Origin of the sequence: Bradyrhizobium sp. AUGA SZCCT0283 (assembly GCF_018130385.1) — a bacterium.
In the GTDB taxonomy this organism is placed as follows: domain Bacteria; phylum Pseudomonadota; class Alphaproteobacteria; order Rhizobiales; family Xanthobacteraceae; genus Bradyrhizobium.
In genome coordinates this window covers 151,539-172,193 of sequence record NZ_JAFCLU010000002.1, presented here as the reverse complement: position 1 = coordinate 172,193, position 20,655 = coordinate 151,539, and the positions used below count along the sequence as shown (strand labels likewise).

General features: G+C 63.7%; 19 protein-coding genes and 1 pseudogene. 7 read left to right on the top strand and 13 right to left on the bottom strand.

What is annotated here, in order from left to right; all coding sequences use genetic code 11:
- Positions 1-30: 30 nt before the first annotated feature.
- Complete coding sequence (locus JQ624_RS04275; RefSeq protein ID WP_212417596.1) at positions 31-870, bottom strand: alpha/beta fold hydrolase; 840 nt, start codon at positions 868-870, stop codon at positions 31-33.
- 73 nt (positions 871-943) lie between these two features.
- Entirely contained in the window at positions 944-1,786 is an 843-nt protein-coding gene (locus tag JQ624_RS04270) for a class I SAM-dependent methyltransferase (protein ID WP_212417595.1), read from the bottom strand.
- Positions 1,787-1,947: 161 nt separating this feature from the next.
- On the opposite strand from JQ624_RS04270, the gene JQ624_RS04265 reads away from it, so the two are divergent.
- A complete protein-coding gene (locus JQ624_RS04265; RefSeq protein WP_212417594.1) occupies positions 1,948-3,483 on the top strand; it encodes a helix-turn-helix domain-containing protein in 1,536 nt (511 codons plus the stop codon).
- Positions 3,484-3,485: 2 nt separating this feature from the next.
- Here the strand turns inward: JQ624_RS04265 and JQ624_RS04260 are convergent, their stop codons facing one another.
- Positions 3,486-3,971, bottom strand: coding sequence for a thioesterase family protein (locus JQ624_RS04260; protein WP_212417840.1), 486 nt, complete (start codon positions 3,969-3,971; stop codon positions 3,486-3,488).
- Between the two features lie 145 nt (positions 3,972-4,116).
- Between JQ624_RS04260 and JQ624_RS04255 the strand changes: the two genes are divergently transcribed.
- The gene (locus JQ624_RS04255) at positions 4,117-5,535 is read left to right on the top strand and encodes an FAD-binding oxidoreductase (RefSeq protein WP_212417593.1); all 1,419 of its coding nucleotides are present in this window, start codon (positions 4,117-4,119) and stop codon (positions 5,533-5,535) included.
- 43 nt (positions 5,536-5,578) lie between these two features.
- On the opposite strand, the gene JQ624_RS04250 is transcribed toward JQ624_RS04255, so the two are convergent.
- Positions 5,579-6,502: a LysR substrate-binding domain-containing protein gene (locus tag JQ624_RS04250; RefSeq protein WP_212417592.1), complete on the bottom strand. Its 924-nt coding sequence runs from the start codon at positions 6,500-6,502 to the stop codon at positions 5,579-5,581.
- A 102-nt stretch (positions 6,503-6,604) separates the two neighbouring features.
- Here JQ624_RS04250 and JQ624_RS04245 point away from each other — a divergent pair, with 102 nt between their 5' ends.
- Both JQ624_RS04245 and JQ624_RS04240 read left to right on the top strand, forming a co-directional pair.
- A complete protein-coding gene (locus JQ624_RS04245; RefSeq protein ID WP_249129375.1) occupies positions 6,605-8,005 on the top strand; it encodes an MFS transporter in 1,401 nt (466 codons plus the stop codon).
- Between the two features lie 260 nt (positions 8,006-8,265).
- A complete protein-coding gene (locus tag JQ624_RS04240; protein ID WP_212417591.1) occupies positions 8,266-8,964 on the top strand; it encodes an outer membrane protein in 699 nt (232 codons plus the stop codon).
- Positions 8,965-9,017: 53 nt separating this feature from the next.
- Here JQ624_RS04240 and JQ624_RS04235 read toward each other — a convergent pair whose 3' ends face one another.
- The 9 genes from JQ624_RS04235 to JQ624_RS04195 all read right to left on the bottom strand — a co-directional run bounded on the left by JQ624_RS04235 (position 9,018) and on the right by JQ624_RS04195 (position 16,927).
- Positions 9,018-10,016: a hypothetical protein gene (locus tag JQ624_RS04235; RefSeq protein WP_249129373.1), complete on the bottom strand. Its 999-nt coding sequence runs from the start codon at positions 10,014-10,016 to the stop codon at positions 9,018-9,020.
- Positions 10,013-10,801, bottom strand: a complete 789-nt coding sequence (locus JQ624_RS04230; RefSeq protein ID WP_212417590.1) for a creatininase family protein — start codon at positions 10,799-10,801, stop codon at positions 10,013-10,015. The genes JQ624_RS04235 and JQ624_RS04230 overlap by 4 nt, the downstream gene beginning before the upstream one ends.
- 17 nt (positions 10,802-10,818) lie before the next feature.
- Positions 10,819-11,604, bottom strand: coding sequence for a DNA-binding domain-containing protein (locus tag JQ624_RS04225; protein ID WP_212417589.1), 786 nt, complete (start codon positions 11,602-11,604; stop codon positions 10,819-10,821).
- Positions 11,601-12,506: a DUF692 domain-containing protein gene (locus tag JQ624_RS04220; protein WP_212417588.1), complete on the bottom strand. Its 906-nt coding sequence runs from the start codon at positions 12,504-12,506 to the stop codon at positions 11,601-11,603. Before JQ624_RS04220 ends, JQ624_RS04225 begins: the two co-directional genes overlap by 4 nt.
- 111 nt (positions 12,507-12,617) lie before the next feature.
- Positions 12,618-12,875 carry a hypothetical protein gene (locus JQ624_RS04215; protein ID WP_312014377.1) on the bottom strand — a complete coding sequence of 86 codons (258 nt, stop codon included), beginning with the start codon at positions 12,873-12,875 and terminating at the stop codon, positions 12,618-12,620.
- Positions 12,876-13,071: 196 nt separating this feature from the next.
- Complete coding sequence (locus JQ624_RS04210; protein WP_212417587.1) at positions 13,072-13,335, bottom strand: hypothetical protein; 264 nt, start codon at positions 13,333-13,335, stop codon at positions 13,072-13,074.
- 381 nt (positions 13,336-13,716) lie between these two features.
- Entirely contained in the window at positions 13,717-15,495 is a 1,779-nt protein-coding gene (locus JQ624_RS04205) for a thioredoxin domain-containing protein (protein ID WP_212417586.1), read from the bottom strand.
- 89 nt (positions 15,496-15,584) lie between these two features.
- Complete coding sequence (locus JQ624_RS04200; protein WP_212417585.1) at positions 15,585-16,049, bottom strand: DoxX family protein; 465 nt, start codon at positions 16,047-16,049, stop codon at positions 15,585-15,587.
- 146 nt (positions 16,050-16,195) lie between these two features.
- Positions 16,196-16,927: a cytochrome c biogenesis CcdA family protein gene (locus tag JQ624_RS04195; RefSeq protein ID WP_212417584.1), complete on the bottom strand. Its 732-nt coding sequence runs from the start codon at positions 16,925-16,927 to the stop codon at positions 16,196-16,198.
- Positions 16,928-17,127: 200 nt separating this feature from the next.
- On the opposite strand from JQ624_RS04195, the gene JQ624_RS04190 reads away from it, so the two are divergent.
- From JQ624_RS04190 to JQ624_RS39660, 3 genes and pseudogenes are all read left to right on the top strand, one after another.
- Positions 17,128-19,173: an adenylate/guanylate cyclase domain-containing protein gene (locus JQ624_RS04190; protein ID WP_212417583.1), complete on the top strand. Its 2,046-nt coding sequence runs from the start codon at positions 17,128-17,130 to the stop codon at positions 19,171-19,173.
- 102 nt (positions 19,174-19,275) lie between these two features.
- Positions 19,276-20,268 (top strand): hydroxyacid dehydrogenase, encoded by a 993-nt coding sequence (locus JQ624_RS04185; RefSeq protein ID WP_212417582.1) that lies wholly within the window; start codon positions 19,276-19,278, stop codon positions 20,266-20,268.
- A 168-nt stretch (positions 20,269-20,436) separates the two neighbouring features.
- Positions 20,437-20,559 (top strand): annotated as a pseudogene (locus JQ624_RS39660) (zinc-ribbon domain-containing protein); the annotation flags it as partial.
- Positions 20,560-20,655: the final 96 nt, after the last annotated feature.

The window sequence follows — 20,655 nt, the reverse complement described above, 5'->3', positions numbered from 1 at the left end:
GCAAGCCAAAAAGCTGGTGCCGCGCGCAAACTAGCGCGCGGCACCCAGTGCAAGGCTGGACTGCCCAAGGTTGGACTGCCTGACGTGACGAGCCATCAGGTCCGCAAATGGCTTCGGGTGGGTCGCGATCATGAAATGAGCCGCCCCATCTATCGTGGCGCGGTCGGCCTGCGGGATATACCGGCTCAGTATGTCGTTCGCCCGGCATACAGCCGGATGACTGATCTCACCCCATACGACGAGTGTAGGAATCTTCACGGTCGCCAGTAATGCAGGCGTGAGGCGGAAACCATACGCCGATTCCCAATCCAGCAAATTCGCGGGCGTCGTCTCAATCGCGTAGTCGCGAACGCGCTGGGGCCAGGCAGTGAAAGTACCTGCACCGCCATAGAAGTCGACCATCCGCGCGATCGCGTCGGTTTCACCGCCCCTGAACGCATCCGAATAGGCGCCGGACATCTTTCGGAAAGCGTCATAGTGCTGCATCTCTCCGGCTTCCCGCAGGATTTCCATGGCCGGGGCTTCGGCAATGGTCAGGCTGAGCAGCGGAACGCGTCCCCGCAATGCGACCGCGAGCGCGGCCAGTCCGCCAAACGAATGGCCAACGAGATGCACCGGGCCGCCCGCGCGACGGATCACGGTCTCGAGGATCTCACTCTCATGCGCGATATCTGAATCGCCTGAGCTGCGGCGTTCATCGGTGCCGCCATATCCCAGCAGGCTCGTTGTCACGCAGCGGAACTGGTTCTGCCAGTGACCCATCACCGGCCGCCAGGCGGCGCCGGTGCTGCACGATCCCGGCACCAGCACAACGGTCGAGCCCGTTCCGGCCTCCTGATAGTCGATGCGCCCGCGGGTCTCATGGATCATGCCGGAAAGCTCCTTCGTCGACATAAAAGTGCGGGCGGCGGCCCGTTGGGGCCGTCGCCACGTTACAGTTGAATCAACGCTTGGTGATGACGATTTCCAGATATTCGCTCGGCAGCACCATGGTGCCGTCCTCGGCGCGGTTCATCGATGCGATCAGTTTCAGGATATCGTCGGCGAGGCGGCGCTGGTTGGTTTCATCAAGTGCGGCAAAGGCTTTTAGCGTCGGGCCATAGTAATTCCTGAACACGTCGAGAAAGTGCATCGGCGAGCGGTAGCGGAACATGAAGTAACGCTTCTCCGCCTTGATGGACGCGGCCGACGTCCCGAACATTTCCGTGATGCGTGCCTGCGTTCCCCACAGCGCCGGCGATTTCGCGCCGGCCGGCGGCGGCAGGTATTTGCCGAGTGTCTTGAACAACTGTCCGATAAAGCCCTCCGGCGTCCAGTTGGCGAGACCGATCTTGCCGCGGCTCTTGCACACCCGTAGCAATTCGGAAGCCGCACGGTCCTGGTCCGGCGTGAACATCACGCCGAAGGTCGAGAGCACGGTGTCGAAAGTCGCGTCACCGAAGTCGAGCGCCTCGGCATCGGCTTCCCTAAACTGGACCGACAGGCCTTCCGCAGCAGCACGCGCGCGGCCGCGTTCGAGCAGGCTCGGCACGTAGTCGGTCGAGATCACCTCGCACCAGCGCCGCGCGGCGGCAAGCGTTGCGTTGCCGTTGCCGGCCGCGACGTCGAGCACCTTCTGGCCAGCCCGGAGGTCGAGCGCCTCGCACAGCTCTTCGCCGACGATCTGCAGCGTGGTGCCGACAATGGCATAGTCGCCGGACGACCAAGCGCCGTGCTGCTTGGTCTTGAGGGCGGAAAGGTCGATCTGGCCAGGTTGTTCGTTCTTGACGGCAGTTGATGTAGCCATGTGCAAGTTCCTCCTTTGAGGCGCGGATTTGACGGTGTGGGCGTGGTCCGGGCTTAGTTCGGGGGACCGCCGGGCGGCTATCCACTTCGCGACACGGCTATCCCGATCGTGAACCTTTCGACCGCTCCCGGGACTCACAACCAGGGCCTTCGGAGTTGCGGATGATCACCAGTCAGGACGTTTCATCGGTGGCGTCGCCGCTGCCCCGCGGTGTCAGGCGCGCGCTGGACGCGATGCATTCCAATGTCGGCCACAATTGGCGCCTGACGGAACTCGCTGCCATCGCGGGCACTTCCGGCCGAACCTTGCAGCGCCAGTTCCTCGCCTTTGTCGGCAGGACCCCGCGCGCCGTGCTTCGCGACATCGGGCTCGAATGCGCCCGCCGCGAGTTGCTGCAGGGGGCGCCGGGCGTCAGGATCATGGATGTGGCGCTGCGTTGCGGTTTTCCCCATTTTGGGCGGTTCTCGATCGCGTATCGCCGCCGCTATGGCGAGACGCCGTCGCAGACGCTGAAGCGGCAGGCCGTGTTCACGGAGTCGCTGGGCGCGATGCCGTCGCATTTCCTCCCGTCGCGCGACCGGCCGGCGGTCGCCTTCGGGCCGATCGAGGCGGCTGCGGAAAATCTGGAGATCGCCGCCGACATTGCCGACGATCTCATCACGGCGCTGACCCGCGCCGGAATCTCTGTGGCAACCGGGTCACGATCGGCGCGCTATCATCTGACCGGAGCCATCAGGGCGACCGGCATACAGGCGCACCTGACCATTCGGCTGATCGACACCGAGAGCGGCGGCCAGCTCTGGGCGCATCGCGCCGACGGTATCCTGCGCGATGACATCGCGACGGCTGAGCATCTCGCGGCCAGGATCGCTGCGGCGCTGCAGCCCTGCCTGCGGCTGGCGGAGATCGACCGTGCGCTGCGAAAGCCAGCGACGAGTCTCGGCGCCCAGGATCTGGCGCTACGTGCGATGCCGGGCGTTCTCTCGCTCGATGCCAATGGCAATGCCCGCGCGCTGGAAATGCTCGAGTGCGCGATGGACCAGGACCCGAACCATCCGCTCGCCACCGCGCTGGCGGCCTGGGCGCATGTTCAGCGCGTGGTCTATCACTTCACCCATTCGCCGCAGGAAGAACGCGCGCGAAGCCTCGAACTGGCCCACAGGGCGAGGGCGCTGTGCGGTGATGCCACCGTGCTGGCCATACTCGGCAACGCGCTATCGCTGCTTAACGAGTTCGATGCCGCCGATCTTGTCACGCGCCGGGCGCTCGCGATCGACGGCGGATCGGCTTGGGCCTGGAGCCGCAGCGGATGGATCGACGTCTACAAGGGTGATCCACAATCCGCCATTGAGCGATTCAAGATTGCGCTCGATCTCGCGCCCCACGATCCACTGGCCTTCAACAGCATGGTCGGGATCGGCTGTGCACTATTCACAGCCGGTCAATACGCCGAAGGTGCGCATTGGCAGGAACGCGCGCTGGCTGAACACCCTTCCGCAAGCTGGGTGCATCGAACCCTGTGTCCGGCCTATGTGCTGGCCGGGCAGGGGCCGCTGGCCAGCCGCAGTCTTGGTGCACTGCGGCAGCGCTATCCCGATCTCACGGTGTCGGAGGTCGAGCGGGGCATGCCGCCGCTGCCGCCAAGCCAGTGCGATCTGGTCGTCGGCGCGCTGCAAGAAGCCGGGCTGCCGGCCTGAATCTATTTCACGGGCATCGCGACCTTGCGTCCGATACCCTCGGGCCGCGGCACGGCTGCATGCGAGTCCACCACCGCCTGGACGCGGGCGCGGATATCGGGCGGGAAGGGAGCCACTTTCCGCGCATTCATGTCCATGTGGAGCGTCATGTTCTCCGACGTCGCGGAGAGCCAGCCTTCGCTCGCATGCCGCAGTTCCTCGAACGTGTGCAGCCGCTTCTCGTCATGACCTAACAGATAAACCGAAATCTGAACGGGATCGCCAAGGTGAATCTCGCGTATGTAGCGAACATGGCATTCGGCGGTGAAGGTCGAGCAGTGGCGTTCCTTCATGTAGGCCGGCCCGATCCCGAGCTGCAGCCACATCTCGTCGATCGCGCGGTCCATCATCACGTTGTAATAGGCCATGTTGAGGTGGCCGTTATAGTCGATCCATTGCGGTTCGATCTGCATCACCGAGGACAGGAACGGGGCCGGCGGTAACGGCATATCCTTCAAATTATCCTTCAGATTATCCTTCAGATTATCCTTGGCGGCGGCAGCGCTCGTCATCATCCATCCCTTTGTTTTTACGGGTCTCTTGACCCCCCTTATATCCTTTGCCACGGTCCGCTCAAATCCGGAGGAATTTGGCGTGGCGACGACGATATCGGGTAGTGTGAAGCGGCCGGAGCCGCAGGCGCTGGCAAGCGCGATCGAGGCGCTGGCGGCGCGATTCGGCAACCGGCTGATTACCTCGCAGGCGGTGCGCGAGCAGCACGCCCATACCACCACCTGGCTGCCGACGCAGCCGCCCGATGCGGTGGTGATGGCGCAGGAAACCCAGGACATACAGGACGTGGTGCGGATCTGCGCCAAACACAGTGTTCCCGTGATCGCTTTCGGCACCGGCACGTCGCTGGAGGGGCAGGTCAACGCGCCGGCCGGCGGCGTCTGCATCGATTTGCGCGACATGAACCGGATTCTCGAAGTTCATGCCGAGGATCTGGATTGCGTGATCCAGCCTGGCGTCACCCGCAAGGCGCTGAACGAACATCTGCGCGACCAGGGATTGTTCTTCCCGATCGATCCCGGCGCCGACGCTTCGCTCGGCGGCATGACGTCGACGCGGGCCTCCGGCACCAATGCGGTGCGCTACGGCACCATGCGCGACAATGTGCTGGCGCTCAAGGTGGTGCGCGGCGACGGCGCGATCATCACGACCGGCACGCGGGCGAAAAAATCGTCGGCCGGCTATGACCTGACGCACCTGTTCGTCGGTGCCGAAGGTACGCTCGGCATCATCTCCGAACTCACCATCAAGCTGCGCGGTATCCCCGAGACGATCGCGGCCGCCGCCTGTTCGTTCGAGACGGTGCGCGGCGCCTGTCAGGCCACGATCCTTGCCATCCAGACCGGCATTCCGCTGGCGCGGATCGAACTGCTCAACGCCGAGCAGGTCCGCGCCTGCAATTCCTATTCGAAGCTGACCCTGCCGGAGACGCCGCTGCTGCTGCTGGAATTTCATGGCAGCGAGGTCGAGGTGGCCGAGCAGTCGAGGAATTTCAGTGAGATCGCCAAGGAATGCGGCGGCGGCGATTTCACCTGGACCACCAAGCCCGAGGACCGCACCAAGCTGTGGCAGGCGCGGCATGACGCCTACTGGTCGGTGAAGGCGCTGCGGCCGGGGGCGGGCGTGGTGGCGACTGACGTCTGCGTGCCGATCTCAAGGCTGGCCGATTGCGTCACCGAAACCGAGGACGATCTGAAGCGGCTCAATTTGCTGTCGCCGATCGTCGGCCATGTCGGCGACGGCAATTTCCACTGTTCGCTGGTCTGCGACGTCGACAATGCGGAGGAAATGGCGCGCGGCGAGGACTTCATGCATCGCCTGGTCGAGCGGGCGCAGGCGATGGGCGGCACCTGCACCGGCGAGCACGGCATCGGGCAGGGCAAGCAGAAATACCTCGAGGCTGAGCTTGGCCCCGAGGCGATCGACGCCATGCGCGCGCTGAAGCAGGCGCTCGATCCGCAGAACATTTTCAATCCCGGCAAGATCGTGCCGGTGGCGTAATAGGACTTGCGGACGCCGAGCGGATATCAGCAGCGACGCCCCTTCATTGAAGGGATGTTCGTTCCGCTTCCTTGACGACCCAGTCGGCAAACAATGCGACACGCCTGTCATTCGTCAGGGTGGCAGGCCAGCGGATGACGTGCGCCTTGCTGCACGTCATATCCCAGTCCGGCGACACGACGCGGCAAAGCTGCTTGTCGGCGAGCGCATCATGAACAAGCAAGGACCGGGCTAGAACGACGCCGCTGCCCTGCAAGGCGGCCGTGATTGCCGTACCGAGATTGTCGAAGCGCAGCCCGGCCTGAACGGGAGCCGTGACGCCCAGCCGTTCGAACCACACCGGCCACGACCATTCCGCGCCTTCGTTCCGGCCAGCGAGGCCCTTGTGCAGCACCGGTAACGTCCCGAGCACTTGCGGCTCCCGCAGTGGCCGCCCACGCGGCAGCAGGGAGGGGATCGCCACCGGGAAAACCATCTCGTCGAACAGCAGGCGCTGGGTCGACGTCGCGCGCGCGCCAGCTTTGGGAAGCCATCGGATCTGCACGTCGAGATCGAGGGCGCGCGCCTGCACATCGCTTTCGACGATGCAGAGCTCGACCGCAATATCGGGATATGCGGACGCAAACGTCGGCAGACGCCGCACCAGCCAGTAGTTCGCTAGCGCAGAGCCCAGTCCGATCTTGAGTGTCAGCGGCCGCACCGACGCACGCGAGTGGGCGCGCAGCTCTTCCATTTCGTCAAGCAGCCGCCCGAGTCCCTCGGCCAGGGTGACGCCGGCCGCGGTCGGCAACAGGCCGCCCCCTGTACGATCGAGCAACCGCGCGCCGACAAAGCCCTCGAGCTTTTTCAGCCGATGGCTGATCGCGCTCTGTGTGAGTCCGAGCTCACCGGCCGCGAGTGTCATGCTGCGATGACGTAGCGCCGCGTCGAACGCAATCAGGCCATCAAAAGGGGGAAGGGCACGCATGCCAGCACTATGAACGACATTCATGGCGATGTGAACAGTCGGCGTTGATAGAAGCGGCAATCAAAGACACGAGTAACCATTAAGCGGATCAGCACTCGCACGATGACTCAGCCGAAAAATATGTCCGACAGCGGCTCCGGTCGGGCTGCACAATCCATGATGCCGGCTCTGCTGTTGGGCATGGCGGGTTTCCTCACCAACTTTGACGTGACGGCGGTGGTCATCGCGTTGCCGACGGTCGCAGGTGAACTCGGGCTCGAAATTGCCGGATATGCCTGGGTCATGGATGCCTACAGTTTGGCCTTCACAGCCTGCTTGTTGTTCGCGGGAGCTTTGGCGGATCGGTATGGGCGGCGGCGGGCGATGTTTGTTGGCAACGGCATCTTTGCTCTCGCGTCCTTGGCGTGCGGGATGGCATGGGACGGACCGACGCTGTTGGTCGCTCGCGTAATGCAGGGGATCGGGGCTGCATTCATCGTGACTGGCGGCTTCGCGCTGATCGCCAGTGTCTATGAGCAAGCCAGGCCGCGCACGGACGCGTTTGCCCTGGTTGGTATCATGTCCGGCGTCGCGATGGCATTCGGTCCGACGATGGGCGGACTTGTCTCATCGTGGATCGGCTGGCGCTGGATTTTCCTCATCAACCTGCCGGCCTGCGCTCTGGTCGCGTGGGGCGTACCGCGGCTGGTCGCGGAGGCGCGCGAGGCCGTGCCCCGGCCGCTCGACCCTCTGGGCGTCGTATTGTTTACATCAGCGCTTACCGCGCTTGTCGAGGCACTGTTGCATGGCCGCACGTCGACGGCACATATGGTGGCGGGTCTCACGCTAAGTGCGGCGTTTCTGGCGGCATTCGGCATACAGCAGAGAAGCCGCGCCGACCCGATCCTCGACCCCGGCATCTTCGCTCAGCCGGCCATGATCGGAATTGCGATCCTCCTGTGCGCCGTGTCGGTCGGCTACTGGGCGGTCCTCGTCTACCTGCCACTTTTTCTTGCGGCCGCCTACGGCTGGTCCTCGGAAGTGGCCGGCATCGCGCTGCTGACCGCGACGCTGCCGATGCTGTTCCTGCCGCCGTTGGGCGGCCGGCTTGCCGATCGTCTGGGATGGCGGCTTCACTTCGCCCTGGCGCTCGCGATTCTGGCAGCCGGCAATGCCACTATTGCGGGCGCGCTGATCTCGGACGGTTCAGCGCCGCCACTAATTCCGGCTTTCTGCGGGATTGCCGCGATTGGGGTCGGCGTGGCTTTGGCTCACCCGCAACTGTCAGGTGCGGCCGTGTCGCTTGTGCCGCCGGATCTTGCTGGCCTGGCATCTGCTGTGACAGTCGTCATGCGCCAGGGCGGCTTCGCGGTCGGCATCGCGGTTCTCGGCGCGGTGCTGCATAACCAGGAATCGGCGATCAGCTACGTCTGGCTGTTCTCGGCAGCGGCCGTGGCATCGGCGGCGGGACTGGCCGCGGCGCTCGTCTTGCTGCCCGCAGCAGCGGCCGCATCAAAAAAGTAGCGGCGCCGGGAATGGTGCGCGGCCTGGCTGCCGGCTGCGGTCCGCCACCCCCGCGCTGAAACCGCTGGTGGTGGGCGAGGGCTCGCAATGACGTTATTCATCCTAAGGTTGCACATTGTGGCGGCCGTCTCAGTTTCGTTCCGAACATGGCCTTGTTTCAACACGCGGCCGCCTGACTTAAACATCATCGCGCCCGAAGTTCCCTCTTCAGCTTGGTTCCGCAACATGTGTTGCGTGTGCGTGCGTGAAGAGGTGCGTTGATGCGTTTTGTTTCCTGGGGGTTTGTTGCCGCTTGCGGCTTTTTACTGGCAGGTCCGGCGGCGAGGGCTGCCGATCTCCGTATTCCGGACCTGCCTTCGCCCCAATACAACTGGACCGGGTTCTATGCGGGCGTTTACGGCGGCGGGGCGTATGTCGCCTGGGCGGCCGATTACTGCCGCAATGGCGCCTGCCGTCATGCAGAGGGGCAGGCGAGCGGCTTCGCCGTCGGCGTCTACGGCGGCTACAACTATCAGTTCGCCAACCGCTTTGTGATCGGCGGCGAGCTCGAGTGGGGCAAGTCCTCGTCGTCGCGGGACGAACTGATCTTTGGCGACAGTGCCTTGCTGTCGAGCTTCGGCGCCTTTGGTGCGGCTCGGCTGCGCGCCGGCTACGCGTTCGACCGCCTGCTGGCGTACGGCGCCATCGGCGTCGGCTTCGCCAGCATCAACAACGGCTACCGCTATACGATTCAGAAGGGCTGCGACACCCTGCAACAGGCAATCTGGGACGAACAGGTCAAGGCCGGACTGGTCGTGGGCGGCGGCTTCGAATATGCCTTCACCAAGCATTTTGTCGGGCGCGGCGAATATCTCTACGCCGACTACGGCAGCGTCACGCTGACCAGCAAGGACCGCACGCGGGCTGAATTCCACAACGAGATGCATCTCGTGCGTGTCGGCGCCAGCTACCGGTTCTGATATTTTGCGTCGGAAAAGATCCGGCAGCGATTGCTGCCGGGTCGTCGGCTTCTTCAGTCGCCTCTTTGTACGTGCGGCGCGGTAATGGCTTTGCGGATCGCGGCGAGCGGCGCGCTGTCGTCGAATTCGATATCTTCGCCAATCCGCTTCAATCCAAGGCCGCGCCATAGCGCAGCGAGGTCGGGGGTCACGGGCTTCGGCCCCATCTCGTTGTGAAGCCGGGTCAGCACATCGACGCCGGCGGCCTTGTCGGCGGTTGCAAGAATGCGCTCGATCGGCCAGTCCTGCTCATGGTTGCCGCCGGCGGCGAGTACGCCGCGCATCGCGTCCTGCAAGCCGAGGCGATTATTGGTCGCTTTGCGGATTTCGATGTCGGCCAGCAGGCAGAACATCGCGCCGCCCCAGTATTTGCGTCCCCAGGTGCCGGTGTTGTCGAGGCCCTGATCGCCGGCCTGCGGCAAACCTTTCGGCATATCGCGCATCATCGCCTGCCAGATTTCCCGCGCGTTAAGGTCTCCGGCCTGCGCCCGCGCCACCGGCTCGACATAGACCGCCAGCCCCTCCGACAGCCAGGCGTAGCGATCGGGCATATCGGGCAAGGCGGTATGCACCATTTCGTGCACCATCACCCAGTCGCGTTGCAAAACATCCTCGGTGGAATCGCGGCCGAGCGGAATGCGAATGGCGGCGCCGCGATAGCCCCACGTCGTGCCGCCGCGGATGCGCCCGCCATCGACGGGCACCAACAGCAGTCGCAGCGAGCTGACGGGAAACCGCCCGTAATAGGCCGTGACGGCGCGGGCCGACATCCTGACCCAGCCGAGCAGTTTTTCTTTTGGCAGCGTGATGTCGCCCGGCGCGAACGCGACATGGATGGTGCCGCCGGGCACTTCAAGATCGGTCCTGGGCAGCCGGTCGAACGCATCGTAGGGCATGCGGTCGCCGCGCGTATATTCCGATTGCGCGTCGGCGCGGAACGACAGGGCGCTTGCCAGCATCGCGGCGAGGACGGCAGCGGCAACGGTCCAGCGAAAGGCGCCGGCGGCTTTCATCGCAGCACGCTCTGGACCGCGGCCGATCGGTGCTGCTCGGTGCCTTGCGTGATGAACGCGGCGGCCTGTTCGTGGAGATCGTCAAGCATGGCGGCGAGCAAGGCTTCGCCCTTGGCCAACGTCGCCCGTGTCGGATCGCCAAAACTGCCGGAGCGGCTGTAGTTCGGCGAATTCGGGTCCGACGGCGTCAATGCGCCCGCCGCCTCCTGTTTCAGGCTGGGGCTGGCTTCGGCGCGCGTCATGTCGACCAGATGCGGTGCCAGCGCCAGCATCAGCGACGTTTCCAGTTCGTCGGCATGGCTGCCATGGCTCTGCTCGGCCAGTTGCCTGGCCACGCGGGGATATCGCGGACCTTCATGGATCCACAAATGCTTGACCCGCTCGCTCGCCAGCCGCGCCAGGGCGCGGTCGACCGGAGCCAACGTGCTGATCCCGGTATTGAGCACGAGCAGCTTTGGACATCCGCTGTCGAGAATCTGCCCCGCCACCTCGCGCACCAGCGCCTCGAAGGTCGAAATCGAAAGGCTGCTGCTGCCGGCATATTCGACGAAGGCGGGGTAATAGCCGTAGGTCAGCGTCGGCCAGATCAGCGCGTCGATTCTTCCCGCCATCCTGCCCGCGAGCCATTCGGCCTGAATGCGGTCGGTATTGAGGGGGAGGTGGAAGCCGTGCTGCTTGGCGGCGGCGCCGATCGGCAATATTGCCACCGCGCCATCACCGATGCGCCGCGCGACTTCATCCCAATGCATGCGCTCGATGAAATGGCGATCGGTGTCGGTTTCCATTCGCCGGGGGCCCCTCTTTATGAGCCGACGGAAACATCCGTCAAAAGTCCTGCCGTGATCCAGCCGTGCAGATAGCCCGCGCCGCGGCCCGCCGCGCTGTCGGGATCGTCATAGGTCGCGAGCATTTCGCAGAGCACGCCGAACGGAATGCCGTTCGCGGCCTCATCCCACATCATCGCTTCCTCCGCCGAAAGTTCGCGGAACATCGGCGTGACGTCCTGGCGCCAGATCAGGAGATGCGCGGGCTGCTCCAGTCCGGTCGCGTCCGGCGGCGCTTCGTCGTTCTTGAGTGCGAGCCAGATTGCAGCCGCGTTGGTCGATAGCTCAATTCTGGATGCACTGGGATGCGGCCGGAATCTGAGGCCCGACCATGCTTCGGGCGCAAAGCCAGCCATATCGGTCAGCTCGACGACCTTGCCTTCCGCGGCGTCGAAGGCGTCGTTGAGCGCCTTTTCGAGGGCTGCGAGATCGGACAGCACGGGATGCGCGGCGTAGGGCGCGGTCGATTTCAGGAACTCCGGCAGGCCTTGCGAGAACCAGCGCAGGTTCGGATGCCCGGACGGGCGCGCCTTGACGTAAGCGTGGCCCATCTCGTCGAACATCTCGTCGCCGAGATAAAGATGCAGCAGCTCATGATCGTTGCGCATCGCCTCGACCAGCCGCGAGCCATAGGCATAGCGATAGACGCCGAACAGCGTCTCGCGCTTCTCCCGGGGGCTGTCGAGAATTTCCGATAACACCGCGTCGTCGCCATCAAGGATGCCGCGCTGAAACTCGGCCTGCTGTCGCGCGAAGTCACTCATTCCGCATGCTTGCCTGCCGGCAGGATTTTCTCGGCCATTTCGCGGGTCCTGGCAACCTCGAGCAGCAGTTCGTCGAGCGGCGGAATGTTGTCGTCGCGTTCGATCATGGTCGAGACCCGGCCGAAGCGTTTTAGGGCCGCGGCGTAGAGGTCCCAGACGTCCTCGCACACCGGATGATCGTGGGTGTCGATGATATGGGTGCCCATGTGGCTATGGCCGGCCATGTGAAACTGCACCACGCGATCCGCCGGAATTCCATTGAGGAAGGTCAAGGGATCGTAGCCGTGGTTGAAGGCGCTGACATAGACGTTGTTGACGTCGAACAACAGCCAGCATCCGGAGCGTCGCGACAACTCGGACAGGAATTCCCATTCCGTCATTTCGGAATTGCTGAACTGGACGTAGGTCGAGACATTCTCGAGCACGATGGCGCGGCCGAGGAAGTCTTGCACCAGCTGGACGCGGCTGACGACGTGATCGAGAGATTCTTTTGTGTAGGGGATCGGCAGGAGATCATGCAGGTTCTTGCCGTGGACGCCGGTCCAGCACAGATGGTCCGACACCCATTTCGGCTCGACGCGCCTGGCCAGATCCTTCAAGGCTTGCAGATATTCGAAGTTCGGCGGCGCGGTGGAGGCGATCGACATCGACACGCCGTGCATCACCACGGGATAGCGTTCGCAAATGCGATCAAGCGTGCGCAGCGGCTGGCCGCCGGGCAGCATGTAGTTTTCGCTGATGACCTCGAACCAGTCGATCGGCGGATTACCGCTCAGGATTTCGTCGTAATGCTGGTGGCGCAGGCCGAGACCGAAGCCGAGGAAGGGCGGCTTGGCCGATTTCGCCGGGCGGTCCGCAAGCGCCGCCGCCGAGTTGTCTGGCAATCTGCTTGCGACGTTCATCTCGTCTCCGCTCGAACGGCACCGCCAACGAGGCGGCGTGTCTCAAATTGTGCTCTCAACTTACCATGGATACGAGGCCCGGCCTACACCGGGCCTCGTATCGGGCGCGACTTAAGACGGCATATACTTACCCTTGGCGGCGTCGCACTTTTCCTTGGTCATGGCCGAGAAGCCCTGGCCCTTGCAGGCGTTCTGGCCCTTGCAGGCATTTGCCCCGCCCTTGCATGCGCTCTGACCCTTGCAGGCATTGGCGCCGACGCACTTGCCTTCACCGGCGGCATAGGTTGCGGTCGACATGGTGGCGCCGGCCAGGAACAGAGTGGCAGCAGCGGCGGCCAGTGCGGCGCCGGACTTGGATGTCATCTTCATGAGTATCCTCCAAAAGAAGTGTGAGGGTGCATCGCCCGCAAGCAGCGACAGTTCCAGCCGACAAACGGCACCCGGAGAGAGTTACGCGGTGGGTCTGGCCTTGGTTACATGCGGGGCCGAATTTATTTTAGCCGCCGGGCCGAAACAACGAGGGCCCGGCAGCGCCGGGCCCTCCCCCTCGCATTTGATCCGCCGATCAGCCCTTGACGAACTTGGCGCCCATGGCAGCGCACTGCTTTTCCGAGGCCATCGAGAAGCCGGTGCCCTTGCAGGCGTTCAGGCCCTTGCAGGCATTCGCAGCGCCCTTGCAGGCGCTCTGGCCCTTGCAGGCGTTGCCGGCCATGCACTTGCCCTGGGCGGCGTTCGCTGATGTCGACACCGTCGACACCACCGAGCCGGCGAGGAACAGGGTGGCGGCGGCAGCGGCGAGCGTCGCACCGGATTTGGAATTCAACTTCATGACGATCTCCTCGATGATTGTTTGAAGACAGGACTAAACGCCGTGAGATCGGTTGATCGTTCGATCAAAGACCCCGCCGACGCAGGGAGGGACGGATGCCAGTCAGATCGCGGTGGCTTGCCGGAGGCCGTCAAGTCTCCGTGATTTGAGTGCTCATCCGAAGCCAGCTACGGGGCATCGGGCGATTTGGTTACAGAGTTTCGAAAGAAAATTTTCTTTTTTGCGGTTGGACATCCCGTCGATGTCTAACCCCGGCGGCGCCGGAGTATTTCCTTGCGAGGCCTCGCGATGGAAGAAGCGCAATTCAGCCCGAAAGCGTGCAGCTTCAACCGATTAGACCGGACGCAGAGGCGATCAGTTTGCGTCGCACAATGAGTTTCGCTATCCACGCGCCGGTTTCAGCCGGGCCATCTGCGCAACCGTGGCCCGCAATTCCTCGGCATTGAAGGACGGAAACGAACAGATGCGGTTGCTGCAGGCGAACGCCGCGGGTTCGCCGAGGTCAGGATATTCGACGTCGGGGTTGGGTAATTTGCCCTCGCGCAGATCCAGCCACTCCAGGCGCTTGTAGCGGGCCGGCAACGCGCGGGCCAGCGCATGCAGGCTTTTCGCGCGGGCATCGTCCTTGGGTCCGACGATTGTCATGTGGGTGGGTTCGACCGCGAGTTCTTCGTCGGCAAGCAAAATGCCGGGCAGCGGACGCATCAGGCCGGCCGAGGCGCTGGCGAGATAGCGCATCGCGTGCGCGGCGTGCTCGCGATAGTTCTCGTTGCCGAAATAGCGATTGAGCAGGTTCATGAACCTTGCGACCTGCACCTGGTCGTCGATCAGCTTGGCGGGTCTTGCGAGCACGCCGGTCTTGCCTTCCGCGGTCTTCGAGGTCACGAAGCCCCCGGCCTGATCCCGGAAGGTCGCGACGAAATCGCCGGCTTTCGCGGCCGAAGCGAGCCAGTCGCGATTTCCCGTAGCGGCATAGAGATCAAGCAAAGCCTGGCCCATCGCGAGCGTATCGCCGAGGAACGGGCCGCCGCGATCCTTCTCGCCATGACGGAAACTGCCATCCGGCAGCGCGCGGTTGTCGATCACCCATTTCGCCGCGCGTTCGGCGATTGCCAGCACCTTGGGATCGTTGGTGACGTTGTAGTACGCGGCAAGTCCTGAAATGACCCAGCCATTTTCGCGCGCGTATAAATTCTTGTCGATGCGCGGCATGCCCAGCTTGCGGCGCTCGCCGTCCGGCAGCGCGTAGTATGTGTGCCCGTCGGTGTCGTGGTCGAGATCGGCGCTGACATAGAACGCGCCGTCAGGGCTCGCCAGAAATTCCGCGAGATAGCGTTCGATGTTGCGCGCGGCGGCAAGATATTTCGGATCCTTCCATAGCGCATAGGCCTGGCTGTACTGGCGGAGATATTGCGCCTGGAACGACATGATCTTTTCGAAATGCGCATGCGTCCAGGATCCCGCTTCGGAATACTGGTACACGCCGCCCCAGACCGGATCGATCAGTGCGACCGCGGCATCCAAGGTCTGCCGGGCGCGCTTGATTGCCATGACGTCGCCGGCCTCGGCGCGCGTGATCGCTAGATCCATGATGTCGGCGTCGATGTATTTCTGGTTCTCGCCCCAGCCGCCGAGTTTTTCATCGTAGGATTCGTCGACATTCTTCGTCAACGCGGCCCGCCATTCCTTGTCGAGGAAGGCGGAGGCCGACGGCTTCACCTCGAAGGATTCGCCGACCGACGGTCCGGGTGAGGGATCGTCGATGATCGCCTTGAGCAGCGCCTGCATCCGTTCCGGCTCGATATATCCCCTGATCTTGGCGATCTCGGTGCCGTCGGGGCCGAACACGATGGTCGCCGGCCAGCCCCAGTCGCCATAGCGGCTCGACAGATCGGGATTGGCGTCCTGGTCGACCCGCACCGGCAGATATTTCGCCGCCAGCAATTCCCTGACCTCGGGATTGGCGTAGGTCGTCTTCTCCATGACGTGGCACCAGTGGCACCACACCGCCTCGAGATCGAGGATGACAAAGCGCTGTTCGGCCTGTGCGCGGGTGAACAGATCGTCGCTCCATTCACTCCATTTTGGCCCGTCCGCGGCAAACGATGGAGACGCCCCAAGCGTTGCGAAGGCGAAGGCGACGATGCGGACGAGTTTCATGGCGGCTCCCGAAAGCGCTGATGTGTCGACAGCTACGCGCGCGTCGAAATCCGGGCTCAGCTTTTCGCCGCTGTCACAGGATTGTGAGATCAGGTTGATTTCTCGCTGTGGCCGGCCGCATTCACCAGCAGCCGGTCCAGTGACGCAGCGCCGGGACCGCAGATCGCCAGCCACATGAAGCCGGCAAAATAGGCGGCTTCCTCGAAGCCGAGCAGCGTCTCTAGCGAATCGACGTCGCCCCATTTTGCCGACTTGATGGCGACGACCATGACCACCGCCAGCATCGCGGCCGGGATGCGCGTGAACAGGCCGAGGATCAGCATCGCACCGCCGAAGCATTCGACGCCGGATACGAAGGGGGTGAGGAGTTTCGGGAACGGAATGCCCCAGCCGACAAAATTCTCGGTCACCTGCTCCAGATGGGTCAGCTTGCCCCAGCCGGCCAGCATGAAGGTGTAACCGACGACGAGCCGCATGATCAGGGGGCCGGCCCAGGAAAAATGCGATGCGATTTGTGCGGGCAGCAGGATGAGTAGATTGGTGATGAAATGCATGCGAACCCCCCTTTAAGTATTTGGCGACGTGAGACCGCGACCTGCGGCTTCTTTCAATCCAGTGCGCGCAAAAAAGCCGCGGCCGCGATTGCCGCAATCTGGTCCTGACAGGAGTTTCGTAATGGCGCGCCCGCTTGTTACGGGGCCTAACCGAAATTTTGCAGTGCGGGGAAAGTCTCCAGCAGCCAGATGCTGACGTTGGAGACGGCACCGGTCAGGAAGCTGATGCCTGTGATGACCATCAGGATGCCCATGGCGTGCTCGACCTTGCTCAAATGCCGCTTCATCCGCGCGAACAGCGACGAGAACTGCTCGATCATGAAGGCTGCCAGCAGGAACGGGATTCCGAGCCCGGCGGAATAGATCGCCAGCAGGCCCGCGCCCTTGGCGACGGTGGCCTCGGCCGCCGCGATCGACAGGATCGCCGCCAGAATGGGGCCGATGCAGGGGGTCCAGCCGAAGGCGAAGGCTAGTCCCATGGCGTAAGCGCCCCAGAAGCCGACCGGTTTTGGCATCGGCATCCGGCCTTCGCGCATCAACAGGCCGATCCGGGTCAGGCCCAGAAAATGCAGGCCCATGATGATAATGATGATGCCGGCCACGATCGAGAGCTCAGCCGACCAGGCGCGGATCAGCCCGCCGACCAGGGAGGCGCTGGCGCCGAGCGCCACGAAGACGGTGGAAAAGCCGAGCACGAACATCAGCGCCGAGGTCATCACCGCCCGCTTGGAGGCCTCCGTCGTCTCGTCATTGGCGACGTGCTCGATGGTCGCGCCGGTGAGATAGATCAGGTAGGGCGGCACCAGGGGCAGCACGCAGGGGGACAGGAAGCTGACGAGACCGGCAATCAGGGCCGCCGGAATGGAAACATCGTTCATTGCATGACCTTCGAGAATTGCCAAAAGGCATAGCGCCGTCCTGGCTTGTACGGAACAGCCAATCGATAAGTTTCGTCGTCATTGCGGCTCAAGTTCGGTCACAGAGGCGTGTCCGGGGCGCCGAAATGGCCTCGCGGCTGAAACAGACGCTGGTATGGTCGCGTAAGGCCAGTAAAGGCCCCGTGAAACTGGACCCCTGCATGCGCCTCGGCATCCGCACCGCCATTTCCGCCCTCGTGCTGACCTCCATCGTCGTTAGCGCCGTCGGCGTGCATTTATTGTGGTGGCGCACCGCCCAGCGGGTGAGCCAGACCCTGGCCGATACCATCAACGACCAGATCGTTTCGGCAGTGGGCGACGAACTGCAGTCGATCACAGGAGAGGCCCGCTCATCGCGTATCGCGGTGCGGACGCTGCTGACTGAGCAGGTCATCGATATCAACGATGCCAGGAAGCGTGAACTGGTGCTGGTTTCGCAGTTGCGATCGCAGCCGACGATTTCATGGGTGGCGTTCGCCGGGCCTGATGGATCGTTCTCTGCAGGTCACAAGAGCGGCGGTTCCGGCATCGAGATGCTCGAGATCACCGTCCCCGACCGCAAGCTCCGGACCGATCGGTACGAGTATGCCGGCCGCGATCTGCGGCTCAGGGATAGCCGGGTCGAGGACACGAAATATTCCGTCCTCGACCAGGAATGGTTTCGCGAGGTGATTCAGTCGGGCGAGGATCACTGGTCGACCTTGACCTCCCACCCCAATGGTGAGCGTCCGGCGGCTGTGTTCTCTGCGCCGATCGATATCGACGGAAATCGCGCCGGAGTGCTGGCGATCATCATCGAACTGACACGGGTTTCGAACTTCCTGTCGCAGCTTACCGTCGGCAGATCGGCCGGCGCCTTTATTCTGACCCGTGACGGCGCTGCGATCGCCGTGCCCGACAGGGAAGCCGACGAGCTAACGCCGCTCAAACTTGACCATCCGCTGTTTCCCATCGCGGTCGAAGCGATCCAGAACGCCAGCGCCTACAGCCCCGGTGAAGGCGAGCCGTTTCACACCAAGGTAACGCGGGACGGCAAGGCCTATCAGGCGGTGCTGACGCCGATTTCGTTTCCGGGCTGGTCGCTGGTGACCGTGGTGCCGGAATCGGAATTTCTCGGCCCGGTGCAGATGACGATCCGGAATTTGCTGATCGGCCTCGCGGTGTTGATCGTTTGTGCCGGGCTGTTGTCGGCATGGCTCGCGCAGCGCCTGATCGCCGCGCCCCTGATCAAGGTGGTCAACGAGATCAGGCATGTCGAGCGGTTTGACCTCGACAAGGTGCAGCGGCATCCGTCGCGTTTGACCGAGATCGAAAACCTGTCGGGTGCGATCGGTGACATGGCGCAGGGGCTTGCGGCATTCCGGAAATACATTCCGGCCGACCTGGTGAAGCGGCTGATCAGCGACGGCAACGGCGCGCGCCTCGGCGGCGCGGTACGGCCGATGAGCGTGATGTTCATCGATCTCGCCGGCTTCACCGGGATGTCGGAGCGGCTCGGCGACCGCATCATTCCGCTGCTGTCGCGCTATTTCGACGGCGTTTCGGCGGAAATACAGAGCCACAGCGGCACCATCGACAAATTCATCGGCGATGCCGTGATGGCGTTCTGGGGCGCGCCGTCGCCCAATCCGGATCATGCCGTCGATTGCTGCCGGGCGGCCCTGGCCTGCCGGCGCGCGATGGAGGAGGCGGGCCTCGTCGACGACCACGGCGAGCGCGTCAAGATTCGCATCGGCATCAATTCCGGTGACATGCTGGTCGGCAACATCGGATCGGAAGTGCGGCTGAACTACACCGTGATCGGCGACGCCGTAAATATTGCGAGCCGGCTGGAGAGCACCAACAAGGCGTACGGCTCCACGATCATCATCGGACCCGAAACGCGCCGGCTGGCCGGCGACCGTATCGTGGTTCGCGAGCTCGACCGGCTGGCGGTCTATGGCCGCGCCGGTGGACTGCAGATTTATGAACTGCTTGGTATGGCCGAGGAGTTCGATGCAAAGCCGGACTGGGCGATTTCCTATGAGGCCGGCCTGGCCGCCTGGCGCGCGCGTGATTTCACCGCCGCGATCGGCGCCTTCGAGCAGGTTCTGGAAATCCGCAAAGACGATGCGGCGTCATCGGCGATGATCGAACGCTGCCGGCAGCAGTTCGAGAATCCCACCGGCGAAGATTGGGACGGCACGACGGTCGCCCGGACGAAGTAGGCGGGTGCGGCTCCGCCGTCTTGCGCGACGTGGCCGTCTGGCCATAGATGGGCTGGTCATGACGCCGCACGCCGCGGCGATCGACAGGGAAGCCGTCCAGCGTTGAAAGTCCTGCTGACCCATACGCCGCAGTCTCGCGCCCAGTATTATGGCGCGCGCAGCCTCGACGGGCTGCAAGCCATCGCGCAGGTCAAGCTGCATGAATCATACGACGCGCTCGGCGCCGCCGGCCTGATCGAGGCCGCAGGCGATGTCGACATCATCGTGGCCGACCGGCTCACGGCGGGGCCGGGCGAGATATTTCCAGCGCTGCCGAACTTGCGCGCCTTCGTCCGCTGCGCGGTCGATATCCGCAACATCGATGTCGATGCGGCGTCCGCGGCGGGCGTCCTGGTGACGCGGGCAGGGCCGGGCTTCGTCCAGTCGGTCGCCGAACTCGCGCTCGGCTTCATGGTCGACCTGTCGCGCGGCGTTTCGCGGGCGACCGCCGACTACCATTCGGCGCGCAAGCCCGAAATCATCATGGGCCGGCAACTGGCCGGCAGCCGCCTCGGCATCATCGGCTATGGCAGCATCGGCCGTTACCTGGCTGACATCGCCAAGGTGCTGGGCATGGAGGTGCTGGTTGCCGATCCCTTCGCGACCGTGAGCGACGCCGCAATCCGTCATGTGCCGCTCGACGAGCTTCTCGGCCACTCCGACTACGTCGTCTGCCTCGCAGTTGCCAACGAGCAAACCGAAAACCTGATCGGGCAGGCGGCGCTGGCGCGCATGCAGCCGCATGCCTTCTTCATCAACCTGTCGCGCGGCAATTTCGTCGACGAGGCCGCGCTATCAGCGGCATTGCGCGAGAACCGCATTGCCGGCGCCGCGATGGATGTCGGCCGCGCGCTGGACCAGATGCCGTCGCCGGAATTGGCAAAACTGCCGAACGTTATCGCGACGCCCCATATCGGCGGCCTGACGCCGCCGGCGATCGAAAGCCAGTCGCTGGAAACGGTGCGGCAGGTCGAGGCCATTGTTGCGGGCGAGGTGCCGGCCGGCGCGGTCAATGCGGAGCGGTGGACGCGGCGGGCTTCCGAGCCGCAAAGATAGCAGAACAACCGTCGCTCAACGTCTGCGGGTTTTCGACCCCGCTTGGGGCGCTGAGCGCCTTGACCATGCGCAGGCGTTGACTGGCGCATGCAGCAGCCCAGGTTGTTGTATTCGATCCAACCCAGTAGGATATCGCGTCGCGTACTAACCGCTTAGCTGACGGTTCAGATGAAGTGCCCCAGGTGCGAACACGACAATCGGCCTGAAGCGAAGTTCTGTGAGCAGTGTGCCGCTCCTTTCGACCGCTGCTGTCCCAATTGTGGGAGCTTCGCGTCATCGGGAGCCAAATTCTGCTCCCAATGTGCACACCCAATTGGACTTGACGACGAGCATCGAGCGGTAAACCGCTTCTTATCTCCTGACAACTACACTCCAAAACATCTCGCC

Bases quoted from the DNA above. Each gene is read 5' to 3' on its own strand.
- JQ624_RS04275 (WP_212417596.1), bottom strand. From the start codon at position 870: ATGATCCATGAGACCCGCGGGCGCATCGACTATCAGGAGGCCGGAACG.
- JQ624_RS04270 (WP_212417595.1), bottom strand. From the start codon at position 1,786: ATGGCTACATCAACTGCCGTCAAGAACGAACAACCTGGCCAGATCGAC.
- JQ624_RS04265 (WP_212417594.1), top strand. From the start codon at position 1,948: ATGATCACCAGTCAGGACGTTTCATCGGTGGCGTCGCCGCTGCCCCGC.
- JQ624_RS04260 (WP_212417840.1), bottom strand. From the start codon at position 3,971: ATGCCGTTACCGCCGGCCCCGTTCCTGTCCTCGGTGATGCAGATCGAA.
- JQ624_RS04250 (WP_212417592.1), bottom strand. From the start codon at position 6,502: ATGCGTGCCCTTCCCCCTTTTGATGGCCTGATTGCGTTCGACGCGGCG.
- JQ624_RS04245 (WP_249129375.1), top strand. From the start codon at position 6,605: ATGACTCAGCCGAAAAATATGTCCGACAGCGGCTCCGGTCGGGCTGCA.
- JQ624_RS04240 (WP_212417591.1), top strand. From the start codon at position 8,266: ATGCGTTTTGTTTCCTGGGGGTTTGTTGCCGCTTGCGGCTTTTTACTG.
- JQ624_RS04235 (WP_249129373.1), bottom strand. From the start codon at position 10,016: ATGAAAGCCGCCGGCGCCTTTCGCTGGACCGTTGCCGCTGCCGTCCTC.
- JQ624_RS04230 (WP_212417590.1), bottom strand. From the start codon at position 10,801: ATGGAAACCGACACCGATCGCCATTTCATCGAGCGCATGCATTGGGAT.
- JQ624_RS04225 (WP_212417589.1), bottom strand. From the start codon at position 11,604: ATGAGTGACTTCGCGCGACAGCAGGCCGAGTTTCAGCGCGGCATCCTT.
- JQ624_RS04220 (WP_212417588.1), bottom strand. From the start codon at position 12,506: ATGAACGTCGCAAGCAGATTGCCAGACAACTCGGCGGCGGCGCTTGCG.
- JQ624_RS04215 (WP_312014377.1), bottom strand. From the start codon at position 12,875: ATGAAGATGACATCCAAGTCCGGCGCCGCACTGGCCGCCGCTGCTGCC.
- JQ624_RS04210 (WP_212417587.1), bottom strand. From the start codon at position 13,335: ATGAAGTTGAATTCCAAATCCGGTGCGACGCTCGCCGCTGCCGCCGCC.
- JQ624_RS04205 (WP_212417586.1), bottom strand. From the start codon at position 15,495: ATGAAACTCGTCCGCATCGTCGCCTTCGCCTTCGCAACGCTTGGGGCG.
- JQ624_RS04200 (WP_212417585.1), bottom strand. From the start codon at position 16,049: ATGCATTTCATCACCAATCTACTCATCCTGCTGCCCGCACAAATCGCA.
- JQ624_RS04195 (WP_212417584.1), bottom strand. From the start codon at position 16,927: ATGAACGATGTTTCCATTCCGGCGGCCCTGATTGCCGGTCTCGTCAGC.
- JQ624_RS04190 (WP_212417583.1), top strand. From the start codon at position 17,128: ATGCGCCTCGGCATCCGCACCGCCATTTCCGCCCTCGTGCTGACCTCC.